The sequence below is a fragment of the Pseudomonas sp. EB271-G4-1 genome (genome assembly GCF_058791355.1).
In genome coordinates this window covers 37,369-56,718 of record NZ_JBYTEO010000046.1, presented here as the reverse complement: position 1 = coordinate 56,718, position 19,350 = coordinate 37,369, and the positions used below count along the sequence as shown (strand labels likewise).

General features: G+C 62.3%; 15 protein-coding genes. 7 read left to right on the top strand and 8 right to left on the bottom strand.

All coding sequences use genetic code 11. From position 1 onward, the window contains the following. Window positions 1-290 precede the first annotated feature (290 nt). Window positions 291-1,232: a LysR family transcriptional regulator gene (locus tag AC3WWR_RS21500; protein WP_020798327.1), complete on the bottom strand. Its 942-nt coding sequence runs from the start codon at window positions 1,230-1,232 to the stop codon at window positions 291-293. 112 nt (window positions 1,233-1,344) lie between these two features. Between AC3WWR_RS21500 and AC3WWR_RS21495 the strand changes: the two genes are divergently transcribed. Further along, window positions 1,345-2,526, top strand: a complete 1,182-nt coding sequence (locus AC3WWR_RS21495) for a fumarylacetoacetate hydrolase family protein (RefSeq protein WP_020798326.1) — start codon at window positions 1,345-1,347, stop codon at window positions 2,524-2,526. 48 nt (window positions 2,527-2,574) lie between these two features. Next, complete coding sequence (locus AC3WWR_RS21490) at window positions 2,575-4,362, top strand: IlvD/Edd family dehydratase (RefSeq protein WP_020798325.1); 1,788 nt, start codon at window positions 2,575-2,577, stop codon at window positions 4,360-4,362. Window positions 4,363-4,470: 108 nt separating this feature from the next. Here the strand turns inward: AC3WWR_RS21490 and AC3WWR_RS21485 are convergent, their stop codons facing one another. Both AC3WWR_RS21485 and AC3WWR_RS21480 read right to left on the bottom strand, forming a co-directional pair. Then, window positions 4,471-4,908, bottom strand: coding sequence for an acyl-CoA thioesterase (locus AC3WWR_RS21485; RefSeq protein ID WP_083349046.1), 438 nt, complete (start codon window positions 4,906-4,908; stop codon window positions 4,471-4,473). Next, entirely contained in the window at window positions 4,905-6,056 is a 1,152-nt protein-coding gene (locus tag AC3WWR_RS21480; protein WP_020798323.1) for an iron-containing alcohol dehydrogenase, read from the bottom strand. The genes AC3WWR_RS21485 and AC3WWR_RS21480 overlap by 4 nt, the downstream gene beginning before the upstream one ends. Window positions 6,057-6,348: 292 nt before the next feature. Here AC3WWR_RS21480 and AC3WWR_RS21475 point away from each other — a divergent pair, with 292 nt between their 5' ends. Continuing rightward, window positions 6,349-7,908, top strand: a complete 1,560-nt coding sequence (locus AC3WWR_RS21475; protein WP_020798322.1) for an acetolactate synthase large subunit — start codon at window positions 6,349-6,351, stop codon at window positions 7,906-7,908. Window positions 7,909-7,954: 46 nt separating this feature from the next. Beyond that, window positions 7,955-9,283, top strand: coding sequence for an MFS transporter (locus AC3WWR_RS21470; RefSeq protein WP_020798321.1), 1,329 nt, complete (start codon window positions 7,955-7,957; stop codon window positions 9,281-9,283). A gap of 174 nt (window positions 9,284-9,457) precedes the next feature. On the opposite strand, the gene AC3WWR_RS21465 is transcribed toward AC3WWR_RS21470, so the two are convergent. Then, window positions 9,458-10,642 carry an alpha/beta hydrolase family protein gene (locus tag AC3WWR_RS21465; RefSeq protein WP_020798320.1) on the bottom strand — a complete coding sequence of 395 codons (1,185 nt, stop codon included), beginning with the start codon at window positions 10,640-10,642 and terminating at the stop codon, window positions 9,458-9,460. A gap of 243 nt (window positions 10,643-10,885) precedes the next feature. Here AC3WWR_RS21465 and AC3WWR_RS21460 point away from each other — a divergent pair, with 243 nt between their 5' ends. Beyond that, window positions 10,886-12,394, top strand: a complete 1,509-nt coding sequence (locus AC3WWR_RS21460) for a wax ester/triacylglycerol synthase family O-acyltransferase (protein ID WP_492599041.1) — start codon at window positions 10,886-10,888, stop codon at window positions 12,392-12,394. 280 nt (window positions 12,395-12,674) lie between these two features. Here AC3WWR_RS21460 and AC3WWR_RS21455 read toward each other — a convergent pair whose 3' ends face one another. Genes AC3WWR_RS21455 through AC3WWR_RS21440 form a run of 4 tightly spaced genes read right to left on the bottom strand, consistent with a single transcriptional unit; the run spans window position 12,675 to window position 15,644 of the window. Next, complete coding sequence (locus AC3WWR_RS21455) at window positions 12,675-13,502, bottom strand: SDR family NAD(P)-dependent oxidoreductase (RefSeq protein ID WP_020798318.1); 828 nt, start codon at window positions 13,500-13,502, stop codon at window positions 12,675-12,677. 27 nt (window positions 13,503-13,529) lie between these two features. Then, on the bottom strand, window positions 13,530-13,949 hold the full coding sequence (locus AC3WWR_RS21450; RefSeq protein WP_492599040.1) for a MaoC family dehydratase: 420 nt from the start codon (window positions 13,947-13,949) through the stop codon (window positions 13,530-13,532). Between the two features lie 10 nt (window positions 13,950-13,959). Next, window positions 13,960-14,400, bottom strand: coding sequence for a MaoC family dehydratase N-terminal domain-containing protein (locus AC3WWR_RS21445; protein WP_083349042.1), 441 nt, complete (start codon window positions 14,398-14,400; stop codon window positions 13,960-13,962). Between the two features lie 56 nt (window positions 14,401-14,456). Further along, a complete protein-coding gene (locus AC3WWR_RS21440; protein WP_020798315.1) occupies window positions 14,457-15,644 on the bottom strand; it encodes a lipid-transfer protein in 1,188 nt (395 codons plus the stop codon). Between the two features lie 323 nt (window positions 15,645-15,967). Between AC3WWR_RS21440 and AC3WWR_RS21435 the strand changes: the two genes are divergently transcribed. Continuing rightward, entirely contained in the window at window positions 15,968-17,836 is a 1,869-nt protein-coding gene (locus AC3WWR_RS21435) for a DUF1302 domain-containing protein (protein ID WP_454866391.1), read from the top strand. A 25-nt stretch (window positions 17,837-17,861) separates the two neighbouring features. Then, window positions 17,862-19,232, top strand: a complete 1,371-nt coding sequence (locus tag AC3WWR_RS21430) for a DUF1329 domain-containing protein (RefSeq protein ID WP_083349039.1) — start codon at window positions 17,862-17,864, stop codon at window positions 19,230-19,232. The last annotated feature ends 118 nt before the right edge of the window (window positions 19,233-19,350 follow it).

Here is a 19,350-nt window from a genome sequence, read left to right as displayed (position 1 = left end):
CGTCGTCAGCGGAACGCGGAGCGTCCCTGGCGGCATTCCCACGCAGAGCGTGGGAACGATCAATCGCCAGCAGGCTCCCCCCACAGGGGATCGAGGTACCCCCGTCAAAGTCAGGTCGGCTTTAAGGCCGCCTGGCTTTGCTGTTGATCGCGAGCGCCCCGTTAACCACGATGGCCGAACGCAGGACCGCAGCAATGGAGATGTACTCCGACAACAATCGCCCACAGGGCATTGGAGCCATCTACAAAAAATCACAAATTTCTGCAGGTCTATCCGCATTGCGATCGTTTTCAACTCGCCGCCAGCCGGGCGTTCTCTTTCAATATCTCGGCAAACTCCAGGGCTGGCCCCAGCAGTTGCTCGCCCTTGCGCGTGAGGATGCCGTAGTCCTGTGGCACCAGGTGCAGTGGTGTATCCAGGGTCTTGAGCTGGCCGCTCTTGAGCAGCGGATCGACCATGGCATGGGGTAGCATGCCGATCATTGGCCCGCGTTGCAGCACCTGCAGGAAGGTCTGCATGGAGATGGTATCGACGGTGTTGCGAGGCATGCCCACGCCAGCTTCGGCGAATGCCAGTTCCATGCGGCCGCGAATGGGGGTGCCTACCGGGTAGAGAATCCACGGCAAGTCCACCAATTGCTGCAATGAGAGAGGTCCGGCACCGGCCAGCGGATGACGGTCGTTGACCACGATGCAGAACGGTTCGGGCGCCAGCGGCTGGAAGTCGTAGCGCTGCTGCTGGGTTTGATCGGTGAACCGGGCGATGGCCAGGTCGAGGTTTTTTTCCTCGAGCATTTTCATCAGGTGGTTACTGGTTTGCTCCACCACCTCGATCGACAGTAAGGGCCAGCGTTCCTTGATCTGCAAAATGGCCTCGGGCAAGGCCACGGCGGTGGCGGCGAAAATACCGCCAATCCTGAGGTGGCCGTGACCACCCTCGCGCAGGCTGCTTATCTGTTCGACAAACGAACGTGCATCGTTCAGGGCAATCTGCGCATAGCGCAGCACATGCTCACCGAGCGCCGTGGGCGGCATGCTGCGCGGCAGGCGTTCGAACAAGGCAAAACCGAGCAGGCTTTCGATTTCCTTGAGCATCTTGCTGATGGCCGGTTGGCTGAGATTCATCTGTTGCGCTGCCAGGTGCATGTTGCGCGTGCGCCCGAGGGTATCGATCAGCTGCAAATGCCTGAATTTGAGCCATCCGCAAACGCTGGAAAATGAAAGTTCCGACATGGGCACCCCTCGTCGAGCAATAACTGCACGTTATCGAATACTGAAATTATCTCATTGGAGTTTATCGGCTGTGCGCCCTAGCGTGAAGCCTTTACGAACCAGGAAGATTGCCATGTCGCTGATGCTTACTCCCGAAAACACCCTGCCGGTCGATGGCGTGGCCGGTACCTTGATCGGCCGTGCCTGGGTGCCGGGGCGAATCGCCGGCCCTTCGCCGATCGTCCTGCGCGCCGACGGCGTATTCGACCTGTCGGAGCGCTTCGCGACCTTGAGTGACTTGCTTGAATCCGATGCCCCGCTCGCGGCAGTACGCCAGACCCCCGGCACTTTCATCGCCAGTGTCCAGGACCTGCTGGCCAACACCGGCCCCGGCACCGATCCGTCCAGGCCTTACTTGCTGGCGCCCCTGGATCTGCAAGTGATCAAGGCGGCCGGCGTGACCTTCGCCGCCAGCATGATCGAGCGAGTGATCGAGGAGCAGGCCGGTGGCGATGCCGCCAAGGCCGAAGCTGTGCGGGCCACCGTGCACGGCGTGATCGGCGACAACCTGCGCTCGATCGTTCCGGGATCGGAACAGGCCATGCACTTGAAAGCCTTGTTGATCGAACAGGGCATGTGGTCACAGTATCTGGAAGTGGGTATCGGGCCGGACGCGGAAATCTTCACCAAGGCACCGGTGCTGGCCTCTGTGGGCAGTGGCAGCCGAATTGGCATTCACCCCGGATCGCAGTGGAACAACCCGGAACCGGAAGTGGTGCTGGCGGTCAACAGCCGCGGGCAGATCCACGGTGCCACCCTGGGCAACGACGTCAATCTGCGCGACTTCGAAGGCCGTAGCGCGCTGTTGCTGAGCAAGGCCAAGGACAATAATGCCTCCTGCTCGATCGGGCCTTTCATCCGCCTGTTCGATGAGCATTTCAGCCTGGACGATGTCCGCGCCTGCGTGGTCGACCTTGAGGTACAAGGCGAGGACGGCTACCGCATGCACGGATCGAGTTCCATGAGCCAGATCAGCCGTGACCCACAGGACCTGGCCGACCAGACCCTCAACGCCAATCACCAATATCCCGATGGTTTCCTGCTGTTTCTCGGTACCCTGTTCGCTCCGACCGAAGATCGCGATCATGTCGGCAGCGGTTTCACCCACAAGGTGGGAGACCGGGTCAGTATCAGCAGCCCATTGCTTGGTCGTTTGCACAACGAGGTGACACTCAGCTGCGAAGCAACGCCATGGACCTTTGGCGTGAGTGCCTTGCTGCGTAACCTGGCCTCCCGTGGACTGCTTGCACGCTGATGCCGCAAAAGAGTGTCGCTTCATCCAATTACAAGAGAGAAATGCATCATGAGTGATACGCCTGGACGTCGCCTGCGCAGCGAGCAATGGTTCAATGACCCTGCCCACGCCGACATGACTGCCCTGTATGTCGAACGCTACATGAACTACGGCATGACCCGTGAAGAGCTGCAATCGGGACGTCCGATCATTGGTATCGCCCAGACGGGCAGCGACCTGACGCCTTGCAACCGTCATCATCTGGAACTTGCGCAGCGGGTCAAGGCCGGCATTCGTGATGCGGGCGGGATCCCCATGGAGTTCCCCGTCCATCCGATCGCCGAACAGTCACGCCGGCCGACCGCCGCACTGGATCGTAACCTGGCCTATCTGGGGCTGGTGGAGATTCTCCACGGCTATCCACTCGATGGTGTCGTGCTCACCACCGGTTGCGACAAGACCACCCCGGCCTGCCTGATGGCCGCCGCGACCACGGATCTTCCTTCCATTGTCCTGTCTGGCGGGCCGATGCTCGACGGCCACCACAAAGGCGAATTGATCGGCTCCGGCACTGTGCTCTGGCATGCGCGCAACCTGATGGCCGCCGGGGAAATCGATTACGAAGGCTTCATGGAAATGACTACCGCGGCATCGCCTTCGGTGGGTCACTGCAACACCATGGGCACGGCCCTGTCGATGAACGCCCTGGCCGAAGCGCTGGGCATGTCGCTACCGGGTTGCGCGAGTATTCCGGCGCCGTATCGCGAGCGCGGGCAAATGGCCTACGCCACCGGCAAGCGCATCTGCGAACTGGTGATGCAGGATGTGCGGCCCTCGCAGATCATGACCCGCGAGGCCTTCGAAAATGCCATCGCCGTGGCCTCGGCACTGGGGGCATCGAGTAACTGCCCTCCCCACCTGATCGCCATCGCCCGGCACATGGGCGTCGAGCTGAGCCTCGACGACTGGCAACGCATTGGCGAAGACGTACCGTTGCTGGTCAATTGCATGCCGGCCGGCAAGTACCTTGGCGAAGGTTTCCATCGCGCCGGCGGCGTTCCGGCGGTGATGCATGAACTGAAAAAGGCCGGGCGCCTGCACGAAGACTGCGCCACGGTCAGCGGCAAGCGCATTGGCGAGATCGTCAGCAGCACGCTGACCAGTAACGCCGATGTGATCTACCCCTTTGAAACGCCACTCAAGCACCGCGCAGGTTTCATCGTGCTCAGCGGCAACTTCTTCGACAGTGCGATCATGAAGATGTCGGTGGTGGGTGAAGCCTTTCGCAAGACCTACCTGTCCGAGCCTGGCGCGGAAAACAGCTTCGAAGCGCGGGCGATCGTGTTCGAAGGGCCGGAGGATTATCACGCGCGGATCGACGACCCGGCGCTGGACATCGATGAGCGCTGCATCCTGGTCATTCGCGGTGCGGGCACCGTGGGCTACCCGGGCAGTGCCGAAGTGGTGAATATGGCGCCCCCGGCAGCGCTGATCAAGCAAGGTATCGACTCCCTGCCCTGCCTTGGCGACGGTCGCCAGAGCGGCACATCGGCCAGCCCTTCGATCCTCAACATGTCGCCGGAAGCGGCCGTGGGCGGTGGCCTGGCGTTACTGAAAACCAACGACCGCCTGCGCGTGGACCTCAACGCCAGATCGGTGAACCTGCTGGTCGACGAAGCCGAAATGGCCCGCCGCCGCGCCGAGTGGACGCCCAACATCAAGGCTTCGCAAACCCCTTGGCAAGAGCTTTACCGGCAACTGGTCGGACAGCTGTCCACGGGCGGCTGCCTGGAACCGGCCACCCTGCATTTGCGCGTCATTGCCCGAAGCGGCGGCGAACCACGGCATTCGCACTGACGGCTGTTGCGGCAGCTGCCGTCCCTGTGATCGTGGATACAAACCCATCAACACCACTGTGCGCTATGCACAGTGGTGTTGATGGGCTATTCGCAACCACGTTGGTGATCAGTCGACAAGCCGGCGCAACGCCTCCCGTACCCCCTCAGGTATCGCGACCGAGGCGTTACTCGCGCGATCGACGTACACATAGACGACATAGCCCAGCGCCGACGCCTCGGATTCGTCGTTGCGGAAGATACCCAGCTCGTAACGCGCACTGCTGTTGCCCAGGTGGCTGATGCGCAAACCCACCGTCACCACGTCGGGAAAGGTGATGGGTGAAAGGAAAGTGCAGCTCGACTCGACGATCAGGCCGATGACCGGGCTGCTGTCGATGTCCAGGGTACCCTGCTCCACCAGGAAATGACTGATCGCCGAATCGAAGAACGAGTAGTAGACGATGTTCTGCACATGACCGTAGGAATCGTGGTCACCCCAACGTGTGCCGAGGGTATAGAAGCACCGGAAATCTTCGCGTCGGGGACGGTAGGCCTTGCTGCTCATAGCACCTCCCGGTAGATGGCCAGGACGTCCGCCTGGCTTACCGTGCGCGGGTTGTTGCCGAGCAGGCGCGCTTGCTTCATCGCATCCTCGGCCAGTGCCTGGATATCGGCCTCACCGATGCCCACGTCGCGCAAACGGGTCGGCAATTGCAGTTCACCGGCCAGCCCGCCCAGATAATCGGCCAGGGCGCGTGCTCTCTGCAGTTCGCTGCCCGTCTCGTTTGGCAGCACGATCTCGGCGAGCTGCGCGTAGAGTGGCGCTGCCGCCTCCAGGTTGAAGCGCATCACCGCACCCAGCACCAGCGCGTTGGACACCCCGTGCGGCACATGGAAACGCGCGCCAATCGGGTAGGCCAGTGCGTGCACCGCAGCCACCGGTGAGTTGGCAAAGGCCATGCCGGCCAGGCATGCACCCAGCAACATGTTCTCCCGAGCGACCAGGTCGGCACCCTCGTGACAGGCTTGATGCAGGCTACCGCAGAGCAGGCGCAAGGCATCTTTGGCGAGGCAATCGGAGAGCGGGTTTTTCAGGTGGCGACTGGTGTAGGCCTCCACCGCATGGACCATGGCATCAATACCGGTCGCGGCAGTGATATGCGCTGGCAACCCCAACGTCAGTTCGGCATCCAGCACCGCCAGGTCTGGCAACAGGGATGGCGAGATCACCACATTCTTTTCACCGGCACCGGTGGTGACCACCGAGACAGCGGTAACCTCAGAGCCAGTACCGGCGGTGGTGGGCACCAGGATCAGCGGCAGGCGTGCGCCCTTGCTCTGGTTGATGCCATAGATCTGCGCCAGCTCCTCGCCGCCGCGCAACAGCAACGCAGCCAGCTTGGCGGCATCCAGCGAACTGCCGCCACCAAATCCGACCACGCAATCGGCGCCGCAAGCCCTGCCCGCTTCAACCGCAGCGAGAATCACTGCCTCTGGCGGGTCGGCCAGTACCTCGGCAAATACCTGCACCGGCACGCCCGCTGCAGCAAAACCACTCAGCACCGGTTCGAGCAACCCGGCTGCCATGACGCCCGCGTCGGTCACCAGCAGCACAGAGCTGGCCCCCAGGTCCAGCACCTGCGTGGCAAGACGGGTAGCGGCACCGCGCTCGATGATGATCGAGCGGGTGGTATTGAATGCCATCGATAGCATCGCAAGGGTTCTCCAGTTTTGGTTTTGACGACCTCCGCTCGTCTGGCGTGAGGCTCCAGACCGATACCGTAGAGGTTCGTCTCAATCCCTCTCCCCCCTCCTTCAGAGTGGGGGCCACGTTATCCGGAGGCGTCGCTGAGCCTATTTCCCAAAAAACGAATAAACCTATTTTTTTCATAGGGTTGGCAGCACGACAACGACCACCCGAATCCGGAACGAACGCACTCGCCCGATCCCTATACTCGCCCTACGAACGACCTCGCCTACAACAACAAGTCCAAGAGGAATACACATGAGCAACCGTTGTGCGCCAATCAATGGTGCCGAAAGCCTGGTACGCACGCTGCTGGAAGGTGGAGTGGACACGTGCTTCGCCAATCCCGGGACCAGCGAAATGCATTTTGTTGCCGCGCTCGACCGCGTCCCCGGCATGCGCTGCGTGCTGGGCCTGTTCGAAGGCGTCGTTACCGGCGCGGCGGATGGCTATGCGCGCATTGCCGGCAAGCCTGCGGCCACGTTGCTGCACTGCGGCCCCGGCCTGGCAAACGGCCTGGCCAATCTGCACAACGCGCGACGAGCGAACTCGCCGGTCATCAACATCATTGGCGACCACGCCACCCATCACCGCCAGTACGACACGCCACTGACCGCCGACGTCGAAGGTTGGGCACGTCCCGTCTCGGTCTGGACGCGCACCGCTACAGAGGTTGGCGCGGTCGGAACCGCCGCTGCGGCGGCGATCCAGGCTGCCTGTACCGCACCGGGCGGCATCGCCAGCCTGATCCTGCCCTCTGATGTCAGCTGGGATGCAGGCGGCCAGGTCGCAGCACCCATGCCGTCGATACCCGCGCCACGCGTTTCCCCCGATGTGCTGCTGAATATCGCCCGCACCTTGCGCAGTGGCCGGCCCAGCCTGTTGCTGGTGGCCGGTCGTGCCCTGGCAGAGGATGCCATGGCCGATGCCCAGCGCATCGCGGCGGCGACAGGTGCGCAACTCTTCTGTCCGGTGCAAAACGCGCGCATACCCCGCGGGCGCGGGCGCTTCGAGATCGAGCGGATACCCTACTTCGCAGACGCCGCCCGCGCCCGGCTCGACGGCATCGCCAATGTCATCCTGGTCGGCGCCCCGGCACCCGCGAATTTTTTCGCCTACCCGGGCAAATCCTCGCGGCCCTATGCAGACGATGCCACGGTCCACGTGCTGGCGCGCCCGGAAGAGGACCTGGCCGATGCTCTGCGCCGCTTGGCCGAGGAGCTGGCAGCGCCGCCGCTGACCTGCCCCCAGACCGCTGCCGAAACCCAACTCGGCAGCGGCCCGCTGAGTTCCGCAGCGGTCGCCCAGTCACTCAGTGTCCTGCTGCCGGAACATGCGATCGTGGTCGATGAGGCCGCGACCTTTGGCCATGCGTTCTATCCAGGAACCCGGCATGCCGCACCCCATGACTGGCTGCAGAACACCGGTGGCGCCATCGGTCACGGCCTGCCTATGGCCCTCGGCGCCGCGGTCGCCGCTCCCGAGCGACGGGTAGTCGCCCTGCAGGCCGACGGTTCCGCCATGTATACGCCGCAGGCACTGTGGACCATGGCCCGCGAGCGGCTCGACGTCACCGTAGTGATCCTCGCCAACCGCAAGTACGCCATCCTCCAACTCGAACTAGCCAACGTCGGTGCCACGGCCGGTGCGACCGCCATGAACATGCTCGATCTCGGCAACCCGGACCTGGACTGGGTGCAGATCGCCACGGGCATGGGTGTGGAAGCGGCAAGGGCCGACACCATGGAGCGTTTCAACGAACTGTTCGCCATGGCCAATCGCCGACCGGGGCCGTTCCTGATCGAGCTCGTCGTGTGAACAACCTCAAGTCTCCCAATCACCACTATCCGCGTCGGAGCGACACATGAATGACACCCTCTCGCAGTATCCAGACATCGCTAGCGCAGACCCTGGCACGAGGCGCGTCTACGCCAAGGTGCTGTGGCGGTTGATGCCCTTCCTGATGCTGGCGTTCATCGTCAATGCCATCGACCGTATAAACCTGTCGTTTGCCAAGCTGCGCATGGCCGAGGACATTCTGCTCAGCGACGCTGCCTACGGTATCGGCGCGGGGATTTTCTACCTCGGCTATATCCTCTTCGAGGTCCCCAGCAACCTGTATATGCAACGGGTCGGCGCTCGCCGCACCATCACGCGCATCATGTTGCTGTGGGGCATGGTCACCGTGGCGACCGCCTTCGTCACCACGGCCAACCAATTGATCGCCGCACGGTTCCTGCTGGGCATGGCTGAGGCCGGGTTCTTTCCGGGAATAATCCTGTACATGACGTACTGGTTGCCAGCGTCCTTGCGTGGGCGGGTCACGGCCGGATTGTTGATGGCGGGCATGATGGCCGGGATCATTTGCGGACCGCTGTCTGGCGTGATCATGACCCACCTGGATGGCTGGCTGGGGTTCAAGGACTGGCAAATGCTGTTCATCCTGACCGGCGCGCCCACCATTCTACTGGGCATCTTCGGCTGGTTCTGGCTGACTGACCGTCCCGAGCAGTCCAATTGGCTGACCGCTGAAGAAAAGCGCCAGATCGCCCAGGACATTTGCAGTGAGCCGGGCGCGGTTGGCAGTCACTTCGGCGGCGTGCTGCGCGAGCCTCGAATGTACATCGCCGGACTCGTCTACTTTTGCATCTACAGCGGTTCAAACACCGTGACCTACTGGATCCCGACGCTGATCCGCGGCTTCGGCCTGGAAGACCTGAAGCTGATCGGCATGCTGGCCGCCCTGCCCTTTATCGTCGCGGTGTGCGCCATGTATTTGCTGGGGCGCAGTTCCGACCGGCATATGGAACGCCGCTGGCATCTGGGCCTGACCATGATCGTGGGTGCGGGCAGTTTTGCCCTGCTCGGCCTGGCGCAGGGCAATGTGGTGCTGTCGATCTTTCTCATGAGCTTGGGCTCCGCTGCTGCGCTGTCGGCAATACCGCTGTTCTGGACGATCCCGCCGGCTTTGCTGAACAAGGCCGGTGCGGCAGGTGGCATTGCAGTCATCAGCAGCCTGGGCAACCTTGCCGGCGTGCTCAGCCAGGCCGCTGTCGGCTCGATTAAATCCGCCACTGGCAGCCTGTACCTGGCGTTCGATGTGATGGCGCTCGTGATGGTGCTAGGAGCGCTGGTGTTGCTGATCGGGATACCGGCTCACGCCCTGAAGGATCGACGGGATTCCAAGGCATAAACCATAACCTTTAGGAGCGAGCCTGCTCGCGATGAGTGTGAAGACGCCGAGTTCATCCAGGAATCCGTGTTTTCGTTAACGTCCATCGCGAGCAGGCTCGCTCCTACAGGGGTATCGGGTTATGCCGAGGAACTTGGGAAACGCGGCATCTTGTAGGAGCGAGCAGGCTCGCGCCTACAAGGTGCCAGCGTAACGATCCATCAATTGACCCATGCGTGCCAGGTACTCACCCCGGCCCAGATGCAGGATGTGGTTGCCCGCAAACCAGTGCATCTCGCTGCCCGGCCAGTGCTGGTGCAGCAGGCGCACATGTCGTGGCAAGGTGACCCGGTCTCCCGCGCCGCCGATGACCAGCATGCGCTCGCCGTCCAGGCACGGGGCGTAGGTCAGCGGGTTGTGCACGGCCAATAACCCGCGCATTTGCGCCACGCCAATGCCCTGGCTGCGCATCAGCCGGGAAAGCAGTAGCCCCGTGGGTTGCCACTCAAGGAACGCATCGATCGGGCTGACCGCGGGCACAATCGGCACGCACCAGGCCAGGCGCTCGTCAACGGCCGCCAGCAGCGCCGCGGTGTAACCTCCCAGGGAAATGCCCGTCACACCGATCTGCTCGACGCCACGCCCCTGCAGATAACTGATGAACACCCTCAGGTCGTGGATCGCATGCAGCGGCGCCTCGTTAAACGCCGCCAGCCCACTGCCGAACAGTCCCTGGCCGCTGAACCAGTTACCGCGTTCGGCGCGCGGGCCGTGGTGCGGAAACGTGAATAACAGGACGTCGTAGCCGCGTCGGTAAAAACCGGCCAGCGACAGGACGTGGGCATTGATCCAGTGCGGGTCAGCGGCGAAACCATGGATGACGATCAGCGTCGGTCGCGGCCGATCGCCATGGCACCAGTGCTGCGCATGTGCGTAGGCGTTGCGCTGCATGGACTCGAACTGCGGGCGGGCGTACGGGTTGAGTGGTTTGAATGGGCTTGCGAAACGCAACTGCAGGCGGCGGATGTCCTTGCCGGGCAACTCGCGCTGCGCGATCACGATGTCCTTTGGCGGCGGCAGAAATACCCGCGAGGCGTCGGCGGCGCGCGCCAGCGGTTCGTAGAAACTCAGTGCCTCGAATTCACGCTGCAAACGGCCAGGCCTGGATAGCGTCGCCAGGGCGCTTGCCGCGACCGTAGTCGACAAGGCGGTGCGCATCACTCGTTCGATAGCGGCAGTGCCATGGATCTTCAAGGGGTGTCGGGGATCCAGTTCAGTGCCATCGGCCTGCCGCCAGAAGTCTTCGGGCAAACGCTCCCACCAGGGACTGAGTGAATCGCCTGACTGTTGCACACTCGCGCAGCGTTCTTCAATCAACACACAAAACTCCTCTGCGGCCGAGGGTCAGCTTGCGCGTCCCGACGACGCGCACAGGCCCCTGCGACAGCGTGCAGGATAAAGACCGCGCCAGCCAGGTACTCCCCCCCTTTTGCAGGGGGACCGGGCAACCGCAGATCGACGAATCTGACAGGCGTCGACCTTCGTCGCATTGACGGGGCCCGGACGAGCTCGATCGACAGCTCTCGGGCATTCCACATCTACTACCTAGTGAGAGCCTCAACGATGAGCAAACTGAGCGGGCTAGACGCCCTGTTCCTGAAAGTCGATCGTCCGCATGCCGCGTCGCACTGCACCATGATCTACATCTACGATCAATCCACGGTAGAGGGGCAACGCCTCGGCTTTCGGCAGATCGTCCAGCATATCGCCGAGCGCCTGGACGTCTCGCCGGTGTTCAAGCGCAAGATCGTCCAAGTGCCCTTCGGTCTCGGTTATCCCTATTGGGTGGAAGACGATCTGTTCGACATCGACTTCCACGTTCGCCATTTCGCGCTGCCCAAACCAGGCGACTGGCGCCAGTTCTGCATCATGGTGTCGCGTATCCATGCCCGCTCCGTGGATCTTTCCCGGGCACCCTGGGAGATGTACGTGATCGAAGGCCTCGACAACATCGAGGGCATCCCCAAGGGCAGCTTCGCCATTCTCACCAAGACCCACCACGCTGCGATGGATGGCGCCGCCGCAGCGGAACTGACCTGGGCCCTGCACGATGTGGCCGGCGCGCAGGGCAAGCCCGTTGCAGTGGTGGACAAGGCGAGCGCAGCGGAGAGCTTGCCGACGGGCCGGGGACCGCTGGACACGCTCAGCCGCATGCTGACCGACAACGCCATGTCCTGCGCGCGCATGGCCCTGCCGTTGGCGCGCGTGCTGCCCAAGCTCACCATGGCCAGCCTGCGCAAAATGGCCTATTCGGTATTGGGCTCCGAAGGCGGCGCGCCGCGCACCCGCTTCAACAGTAACGTGACGTCCAGCCGGGTCTGGGATTCGGTCACGCTCGATCTGGGCGTAGTGAAACAGATCAAGAGCCTGGTGCCCGGGGCCACGGTTAACGATGCGGTACTGGCCTTGGTCGGCGGCGCGATGCGTCGCTACCTGATCGCGAAGGATGAACTGCCAGAGAAATCGTTGGTGACCCTGGCACCGGTCAACACCCGCCAGGGCAATGAAAGCGTCGCCGCCGGCAACACTGTGTCAATGCTGACCTTCCCCCTGCGCACAGACATCGAAGACCCGGTCGCCCGCCTGGAGGCGTTGCAGGTTGCCACCTCGCAATCCAAGGCGATCCAGAATGCAGTTGGTGCAAGCGACCTGACCAACCTGCAGAAATTCGCGCCCCCCGCCACCCTGGGCCTGGCCGGTCGCCTGGCGACGTTGATGGGCATGGGCGGCAAGGGCCCGGTGATCCTGCACAATTGCATGGTGACCAACGTCCCCGGCCCCAATGTGCCGCTCTACATGCTCGGCGCCAAGCTGGTGTATTGGTGCGGTGTCGGCCCGCTGGTCGATGGACTGTCGTTGATCTGGAACCCCTCCAGCTACTGCGGGAAGATGTTCATTTCACTGACCAGCTCACCGAACGTCGTTCCCGACCCGGACTTTCTCGCGCAGTGTCTTATGGATTCGTACGAGGAGATGAAGGGCTTGGCACAACAGGCACCGAAGGTAGCGAAAGGTCGACGCGTTGGCCGAAAACCGCTCGCACCGAAGGTTGAAGACAAGCAGGCGATCTGACTGCAGGCCTGATGCCTCATGATCGTTCCCACGCCGAGCGTGGGAACGATCAAACCGGCGCGCGAGGCCCTGTAGGAGCGAGCATGCTCGCGAGGGTCGTCAACGATAACACTGGGCACCTGATACCCCTCGGTGCTCTCAGGCTCATCGCGAGCATGCTCGCTCCTACAGGTTCTACCAAGTGAGTAGCTGTAAAAGCGGAAACGCCAGCCGCCGAACCGGATATGTACACCATCGGGAACGCAGGCAAGGCGGAGCGCCGAAACGCCCCGCCCTGTACTCAGACGTTACCCAGACCACCGCCGCAGACCAGTACCTGGCCGCTGACGTAATCCGATTCCGGGATGCAGAACAGGTACACCGCGCCAGCAGCCTCCTCGGTGTTGCCTGGGCGACCCAGTGGAATCATGCTTTTGGACTGTTCGACAATGGCGGGGCTGATGCCCACCTTGATCTCGCGACCTTCGATGTTGATGAAGTGCGGGTCACCCTCCACCGGCTGGGTCTGGCGGGTTTCGATATGACCAAAGGCCACCGCATTGACGTTGACCTTCATGCGCCCCCATTCCTTGGCCAGGCATTTGGTCATGCCCAGCACGCCAGCCTTGGCCGTGGAGTAGTTGACCTGGCCTGGGTTACCGCCAGCGGACGTCGACGCGATATTGACCACCTTGCGATTGACCACTCGACCTTCGGCCGCCTCTTTCTTGGCCATGGCGCTGATGATCGGCTGGGCAGCGCGCAGGATGCGAAACGGCGCAGTGATGTGACAGTCGATGATCGCGTACCACTGCTCATCGCTCATCTTCTGGATCACGTTGTCCCAGGTGTAGCCGGCGTTGTTGACGATGATGTCGATGGCGCCATAGTTGTCGACCGCAGTCTTGACGAAGCGGTCGGCGAAGTCGGCCGCAGTGACGCTGCCGACACACGCGACGGCTTCACCACCCAGGGCACGGATTTGCGCAACCACTTCTTCAGCGGGGCCGGCGTCCAGGTCGTTGACCACGACGCGCGCGCCGTCGCTGGCCAGTTTAAGGGCGACACTGCGCCCGATGCCACGACCGGAACCGGTGACCAGGGCGACTTTGCCTTCGAGCTTTTTCATGGGGATATACCTTGTTTTTGTTGGATTTCAGGTGAGTGCCACGGTCGCTTCGCCGAGCAGTTTTTCGTCGCCGTACTGATTGACACAGCGAATCGCCAGGCGCGCACGTCGTTCGCCATCGACCTCGAACAGCTCAATGACCTTGCCGTGGCACGTGGGGATGTGACCCAGTTGGGTAATGCCGGTGAAGCGCACTGCCAGGCTGCGGATCTGCTGCTGCGGTATCCAGGCGGTGAGCAGGCGGCCGAGGTAGGCCACCGAGAGCATGCCGTGGGCAAAGACATCGGGCTGACGGGCCTTGCGGGCGAAATCCAGGTCGATGTGCACCTGGTTGTGATCACCCGAGGCGCCCGCATACAACGCCAGGGTAGTACGGTTGATAGCAGGTAAAGCCAGTGGCGGCAGCTCAAAGCCGATCTGCACATCGTGCAGCTGGGGCAAGTTCATGACGGGTTCCTCAGCGTTGCACGAGTGAAGAGCGGATATCAGCGATGTGCTGACCTTCCTGGTTGGTGACACGGGTTTGTTGCACCACGAAGGTCAGCGCCCCGCCTTTCTTCTCGTAGACATCCACCACCCGGGTGTCGAAGGTGAGCACGTCGCCGGCATAGGCCAGGCCGTGATAGTCGAACCCCTGTTCGGCATGCAGGATGCGCCCCAGGTCGAAGCCGAATATGTCCTGGACGATATGGTCGCTGTCGCGCCCTTCGGCTTCCAGGCACATCAGGAAACTGGGCGGTACCGGCAATGAGCGGTGCCCGGCGTTTCGGGCGGCATCTTCGTCGGTGTACACCGGGTCGGTTTCGCCGATGGCCTTGGCGAAAAAGCGCAGGCGCCCCTTTTCAACTTCGCAAGTGGTCACGCCCAATGAGCGGCCGATCAGACTCTTGTCTGGCATGTCACGCAGTCCTCATTGTGAGAAAAAGGCGCGCCCTCGACAGGCACGCCGTGTCATCAGCCGCGGCCGAAAAGCGTCACGATGCCCGCGCCGCCCAAGCCCAGGTTGTGCTGCAAGGCGTGCTGGATATTGTCGACCTGGCGTTTGTCGGCGGTGCCGCGAAGCTGATGGGTCAGCTCGTAGCATTGGGCCAGGCCGGTGGCGCCCAGCGGGTGACCTTTGGACAGCAGACCGCCGGACGGATTGATCACCACTTGCCCGCCATACGTGTTGTCGCCGTCCATGACGAATTTTTCGGCACCGCCTTCCGGGCAGAAACCCAGGCCTTCATAGGTCAACAGTTCGTTGTGGGCGAAGCAGTCGTGCAGTTCGCAGATGCGGATGTCTTCCGGGCCGACGCCCGCTTTTTCGTAGACTTCAGTGGACGCCTGACGAGTCATGCCAACGCCGACGATGCTGATCAGCGAACGCGGTTCGAAAGCTTGCGGCTGGTCGGTCACCAGGGACTGGGCCAGGATGCAGACATCGGTACGCAAACCGTGTTGCTTGGCGAAACGCTCAGAAACCAGAATGGTTGCAGCACCGCCACAGGTCGGCGGGCACGCCATCAGACGGGTCATGACGCCCGGGAAAATCACCTGGTCGGCCATGACTTCTTCGGTCGTCAGTACCTTCTTGAATACCGACAACGGGTTGTTCGCACCATGGCGGCTGGCCTTGGCGCGAATGGCGGCGAAGGTTTCCATCTTCGTGCCGTATTTCTCCATGTGCTCTTTGCCCGCGCCGCCGAAGAACTTCAGGGCGTCCGGCATTTCACGGCCTTCAGGGAAGATCGCGTCGGCCACTTCATGGCCCTTGCCATAAGTGATCGGCCGATCAAGCCAATGGGATTTGAGGGCGCCGGGCTGCATCTGCTCAAAGCCAAACGCCAGCGCGCAATCCACCGCACCGCTTTCCACCGCCTGGCGCGCCAGGTAGAGCGCGGATGAGCCGCTGCCGCAGTTGTTGTTGACGTTGATTACCGGAATACCGGTCAGGCCCACCTCGTAGAGCGCCGACTGGCCGCTGGTGGAGTCGCCGTACACATAACCGGCGTAGGCCTGCTGCACCTTGCGGTAATCCAGGCCGGCATCCTGCAGCGCCTGGCGAATGGCTTGCGCGCCCATCTCGACGTAGGTACCGCTCTGGCCGGGCTTGGCAAAGGGGATCATGCCGACACCGGCAACAATTACTTTCTGGGACATCACTTTCTCCAAGGTCAGTTATCAGGCCTGTGCCGCACGCCCCAGCCTGGAGCGAGCGCAGCAAACCGTCGAACGATGGTCACGTACACCGCACGCCCCCATACCCCCTCCGGTGGAGGGGGCTTCAAGGCCATGCGCAAAGCAATCGGGGGGCGCGACCAGTGGAGGGGGATCCCCCCCCACTCGAGGGGGAGGCACAAAAGGCAGTGGCGTTAGCGTTGCGTGGCGGTACACAAGAACAACAAGATCAAAGGGGTAACCAACACGTGACTTTCGCAAGACATAAGAGCTCCCGACGCCAGTGGTCCACCACCACTTTTCCCATCGAGTTGCGCCCTCACCTGCTGGCCTTGGCCGTGGGCCTTGGGTCGTGCGCCGGTGCCAACGCTGTCGACTTCCAGATCGGCGAAATCGAAGGTCAGTTCGATTCATCCCTATCCATCGGTTCCAGTTGGGCCGTACGTGGGCCTGACCCCAAATTCATCAACGCCGCCAACACCCTTGGCCTTCGGGGTGAATCGGCCACTCGCACAGCGGATGACAACCGGCAGAACTTCAAGAAGGGAGAAACCTTCTCGAAGATCTTCAAGGGCGTGCATGACCTTGAACTGAAGTACGGCGACAGCGGCGTCTTCGTGCGCGGCAAGTATTGGTATGACTTCGAACTGAAGGACGAGCACCGTCGGTTCTACGACATCGACGACAGCGGCCGCGATGACCTGGCCAAGTCTTCGGGGGCGGAGTTCCTGGACGCCTTCATCTATCACAACTACAACCTGGGCGACCTGCCGGGCAACGTGCGCCTGGGTAAACAGGTGGTGAGCTGGGGCGAGAGCACCTTCATCGGCAACTCGATCAACAGCATCAACCCGGTCGACGTCGCCGCCTTGCGCCGCCCTGGCGCGGAAGTGAAGGAAGGCCTGATCCCGGTCAACATGCTCTATTTGTCCCAGGGCCTGGCGGAGAACCTTACCGTCGAGGGCTTCTACCAGATCCAATGGGCCAATTCGGTGGTCGATAACTGCGGCACCTTCTTCGGTTCCGATCCCCTGCCCCAGGGCTGCAACGATCGCCTGGTGTTCGCCGGCCCCGACCTCGTCCCAGGCGTAGCCAACAACACCGCGACCGCGGCGCAGATTCTCAGCGGCCGCGTGGTGGACGACGTCTACATGCCCCGCGTCAAGGACAACGATCCGCGGGACAGTGGCCAATACGGCATCGCCTTGCGCTGGTTCGCCCCGGACCTGCACGACACCGAGTTCGGCTTCTATGCCATGAACTACCACAGCCGCAACCCTTACCTTAGCTTCAAGCAAACCACCGTCGCGCCGATCACCGCGGCCCAGGTGGGCGCCCTGCCACCCGCTGCACGGGCACTGGGCGTGGCGCAGAACCAGTTCGACCGGGTACGTGCCGCGCGCTACTTCGTCGATTATCCGGAAGACATCCGCCTTTATGGGCTGAGTTTCCAGACCACCCTGGGCGAAACCTCCGTCGGTGGCGAGCTGAGCTACCGCCCGAACATGCCGCTGCAAATCAACACCGCCGACCTGAACCTGGCAGCGATCCAATCCACCGATACCAATTTCACTACCCAGACCTCTCCGGTCTTTACCTCCGGCGAAACCGCGCAGGCGCTGGGCGGTGACCTGCCTGGCTACAAACGGATGCCGGTGATGCAGGCGCAGGTGACGGCCACGCAGTTCTTCGATCAGATCCTGGGTGCCAGCCGCCTGACCCTGGTCGGCGAAGTCGGCTACAACCGCATCAATGGCCTTGGCTCGGCGGATGGCACCGATATCCGTTTTGGCCGTAGCCCGGTGTTTGGCGCCGGTGAATTCCCCGGTACCCAGAATGCCAGCGTCTGCGCCACCGCGACCAACCCGCAGAAGGAGTGCAACAGCCACGGCTTCTACACCACCGATTCCTGGGGTTATCGAGCGCGAGCGAAGCTGGACTACACCAACGTCATCGCCGGCATCAACCTCTCGCCGAACCTGGCCTGGTCCCATGACGTGGACGGCTGGGGCCCGAACTTCGAGGAAGGCGCGAAGGCCGTCAGCGTCGGCGTGGATGCCGACTACCTCTCCACCTACACCGCAAGCCTGAGCTACACGGACTTCTTCGGCGGCCAATTCAACACCACCACAGACCGGGACTTCGTCTCGCTCAGCTTCGGCGTCAACTTCTGAGCCGCAACAGACAGAGGGTACATCCATGAAAGCAAGCAAGATCATCACCTGCGCAGGCCTGGCGCTCTCCCTGCTGGCCAGCGGCGTCATGGCCGCCGTCAGCGAACAGGAAGCGGCACAGCTTGGCACTTCGTTGACGCCACTGGGCGCGCAAAAGGAAGGCAACGCCGACAAGAGCATTCCCGCGTGGGATGGCGGCCTCAAGCCCGGCGCCGCGCCGGTGGACGCCAAGGGTTTCCTGGGCGACCCCTTCAAGAACGAGAAGCCGCTGTTCACCATCACTGCGGCCAACGCCCAGCAATACAAGGACAAGCTGACACCCGGCCAGCTCGCCATGTTCCAGCGCTATCCGGACACTTACAAAATTCCGGTCTATCCCAGTCACCGTACCGCTGCGGCGCCTGTGGGCATCTACGCGGCCGCGAAGAAAAGTGCGGTCAATGTGCAGTTGGTCAACGACGGTACTGGCTTGGCTAATTTCGCCGATTCGCGTTACTACGCCTTCCCGATCCCCAAGAGTGGCGTCGAGGTCTACTGGAACTTTGTAACGCGCTTTCGCGGCGAGAACGTCGAGCGCTGGTCGGTCCAGGCGGTGCCGCAGGTCAATGGTGACTACACCATCGTCGAGACGCACGACCAGAACAGCTTCCCGCAATACATGGAGGGCGTGGACCTGCAAGCCGAGAAGAACATCCTCTATTACTACATTTTCGCCGTCGACGCGCCGGCGCGCCTGGCCGGCACGGTGTCCATGGCCCATGAAACCATCGACCAGGTCACCGAGCCGCGCAAGGCCTGGACCTACAACGCCGGTCAGCGCCGTGTTCGCCGCGCGCCACAGCTGGCCTACGATGCTCCTGGCCTGGCCTCGGATGGCATGCGCACTTCCGACAACGCCGACATGATGAACGGCTCGCCCGATCGCTATGACTGGAAGCTGATCGGCAAGAAGGAGATGTACATTCCCTACAACAACTACAAGCTGCAGTCGCCAAACCTGAAGTACGCGGACATCATCAAGCCTGGCCATATCAACCAGGACCTGACCCGCTACGAGCTGCATCGTGTGTGGCACGTGCAGGCGACACTGAAGGCGGGCGAACGGCATATCTACGCCAAGCGCGACATGTATTTCGATGAAGACACCTGGGTACTCTCCGAGGTGGACCATTACGACGGCCGCGGCCAACTGTGGCGCGTCGGTGAAAACTACACCTACAACAATTATGAAAAAAGCTTGAATGCACCTGCCGCCCAGGGGTTCTACGACCTTCTGGCCGGTCGCTACATCGTCGCTACCATGAGCAACGAAGCGAAATCGGCGCCTCAGTACGGCGCCCGCACCAAACTGGCAGACTTCACGCCGGCGGCGTTGCGTAACGCAGGTATTCGCTGACACAAGCAACACTGGTTGAACAGACGCCCCGCTTGCGGGGCGTTTTGCGTTTGCCGGCGTACATGATCGTTCCCACGCTCTGCCCGGGAACGCCGCCAGGGACGCTCCGCGTTCCGCT

Bases quoted from the DNA above. Each gene is read 5' to 3' on its own strand.
- AC3WWR_RS21500 (WP_020798327.1), bottom strand. From the start codon at position 1,232: ATGTCGGAACTTTCATTTTCCAGCGTTTGCGGATGGCTCAAATTCAGG.
- AC3WWR_RS21495 (WP_020798326.1), top strand. From the start codon at position 1,345: ATGTCGCTGATGCTTACTCCCGAAAACACCCTGCCGGTCGATGGCGTG.
- AC3WWR_RS21490 (WP_020798325.1), top strand. From the start codon at position 2,575: ATGAGTGATACGCCTGGACGTCGCCTGCGCAGCGAGCAATGGTTCAAT.
- AC3WWR_RS21485 (WP_083349046.1), bottom strand. From the start codon at position 4,908: ATGAGCAGCAAGGCCTACCGTCCCCGACGCGAAGATTTCCGGTGCTTC.
- AC3WWR_RS21480 (WP_020798323.1), bottom strand. From the start codon at position 6,056: ATGCTATCGATGGCATTCAATACCACCCGCTCGATCATCATCGAGCGC.
- AC3WWR_RS21475 (WP_020798322.1), top strand. From the start codon at position 6,349: ATGAGCAACCGTTGTGCGCCAATCAATGGTGCCGAAAGCCTGGTACGC.
- AC3WWR_RS21470 (WP_020798321.1), top strand. From the start codon at position 7,955: ATGAATGACACCCTCTCGCAGTATCCAGACATCGCTAGCGCAGACCCT.
- AC3WWR_RS21460 (WP_492599041.1), top strand. From the start codon at position 10,886: ATGAGCAAACTGAGCGGGCTAGACGCCCTGTTCCTGAAAGTCGATCGT.
- AC3WWR_RS21455 (WP_020798318.1), bottom strand. From the start codon at position 13,502: ATGAAAAAGCTCGAAGGCAAAGTCGCCCTGGTCACCGGTTCCGGTCGT.
- AC3WWR_RS21450 (WP_492599040.1), bottom strand. From the start codon at position 13,949: ATGAACTTGCCCCAGCTGCACGATGTGCAGATCGGCTTTGAGCTGCCG.
- AC3WWR_RS21445 (WP_083349042.1), bottom strand. From the start codon at position 14,400: ATGCCAGACAAGAGTCTGATCGGCCGCTCATTGGGCGTGACCACTTGC.
- AC3WWR_RS21440 (WP_020798315.1), bottom strand. From the start codon at position 15,644: ATGTCCCAGAAAGTAATTGTTGCCGGTGTCGGCATGATCCCCTTTGCC.
- AC3WWR_RS21430 (WP_083349039.1), top strand. From the start codon at position 17,862: ATGAAAGCAAGCAAGATCATCACCTGCGCAGGCCTGGCGCTCTCCCTG.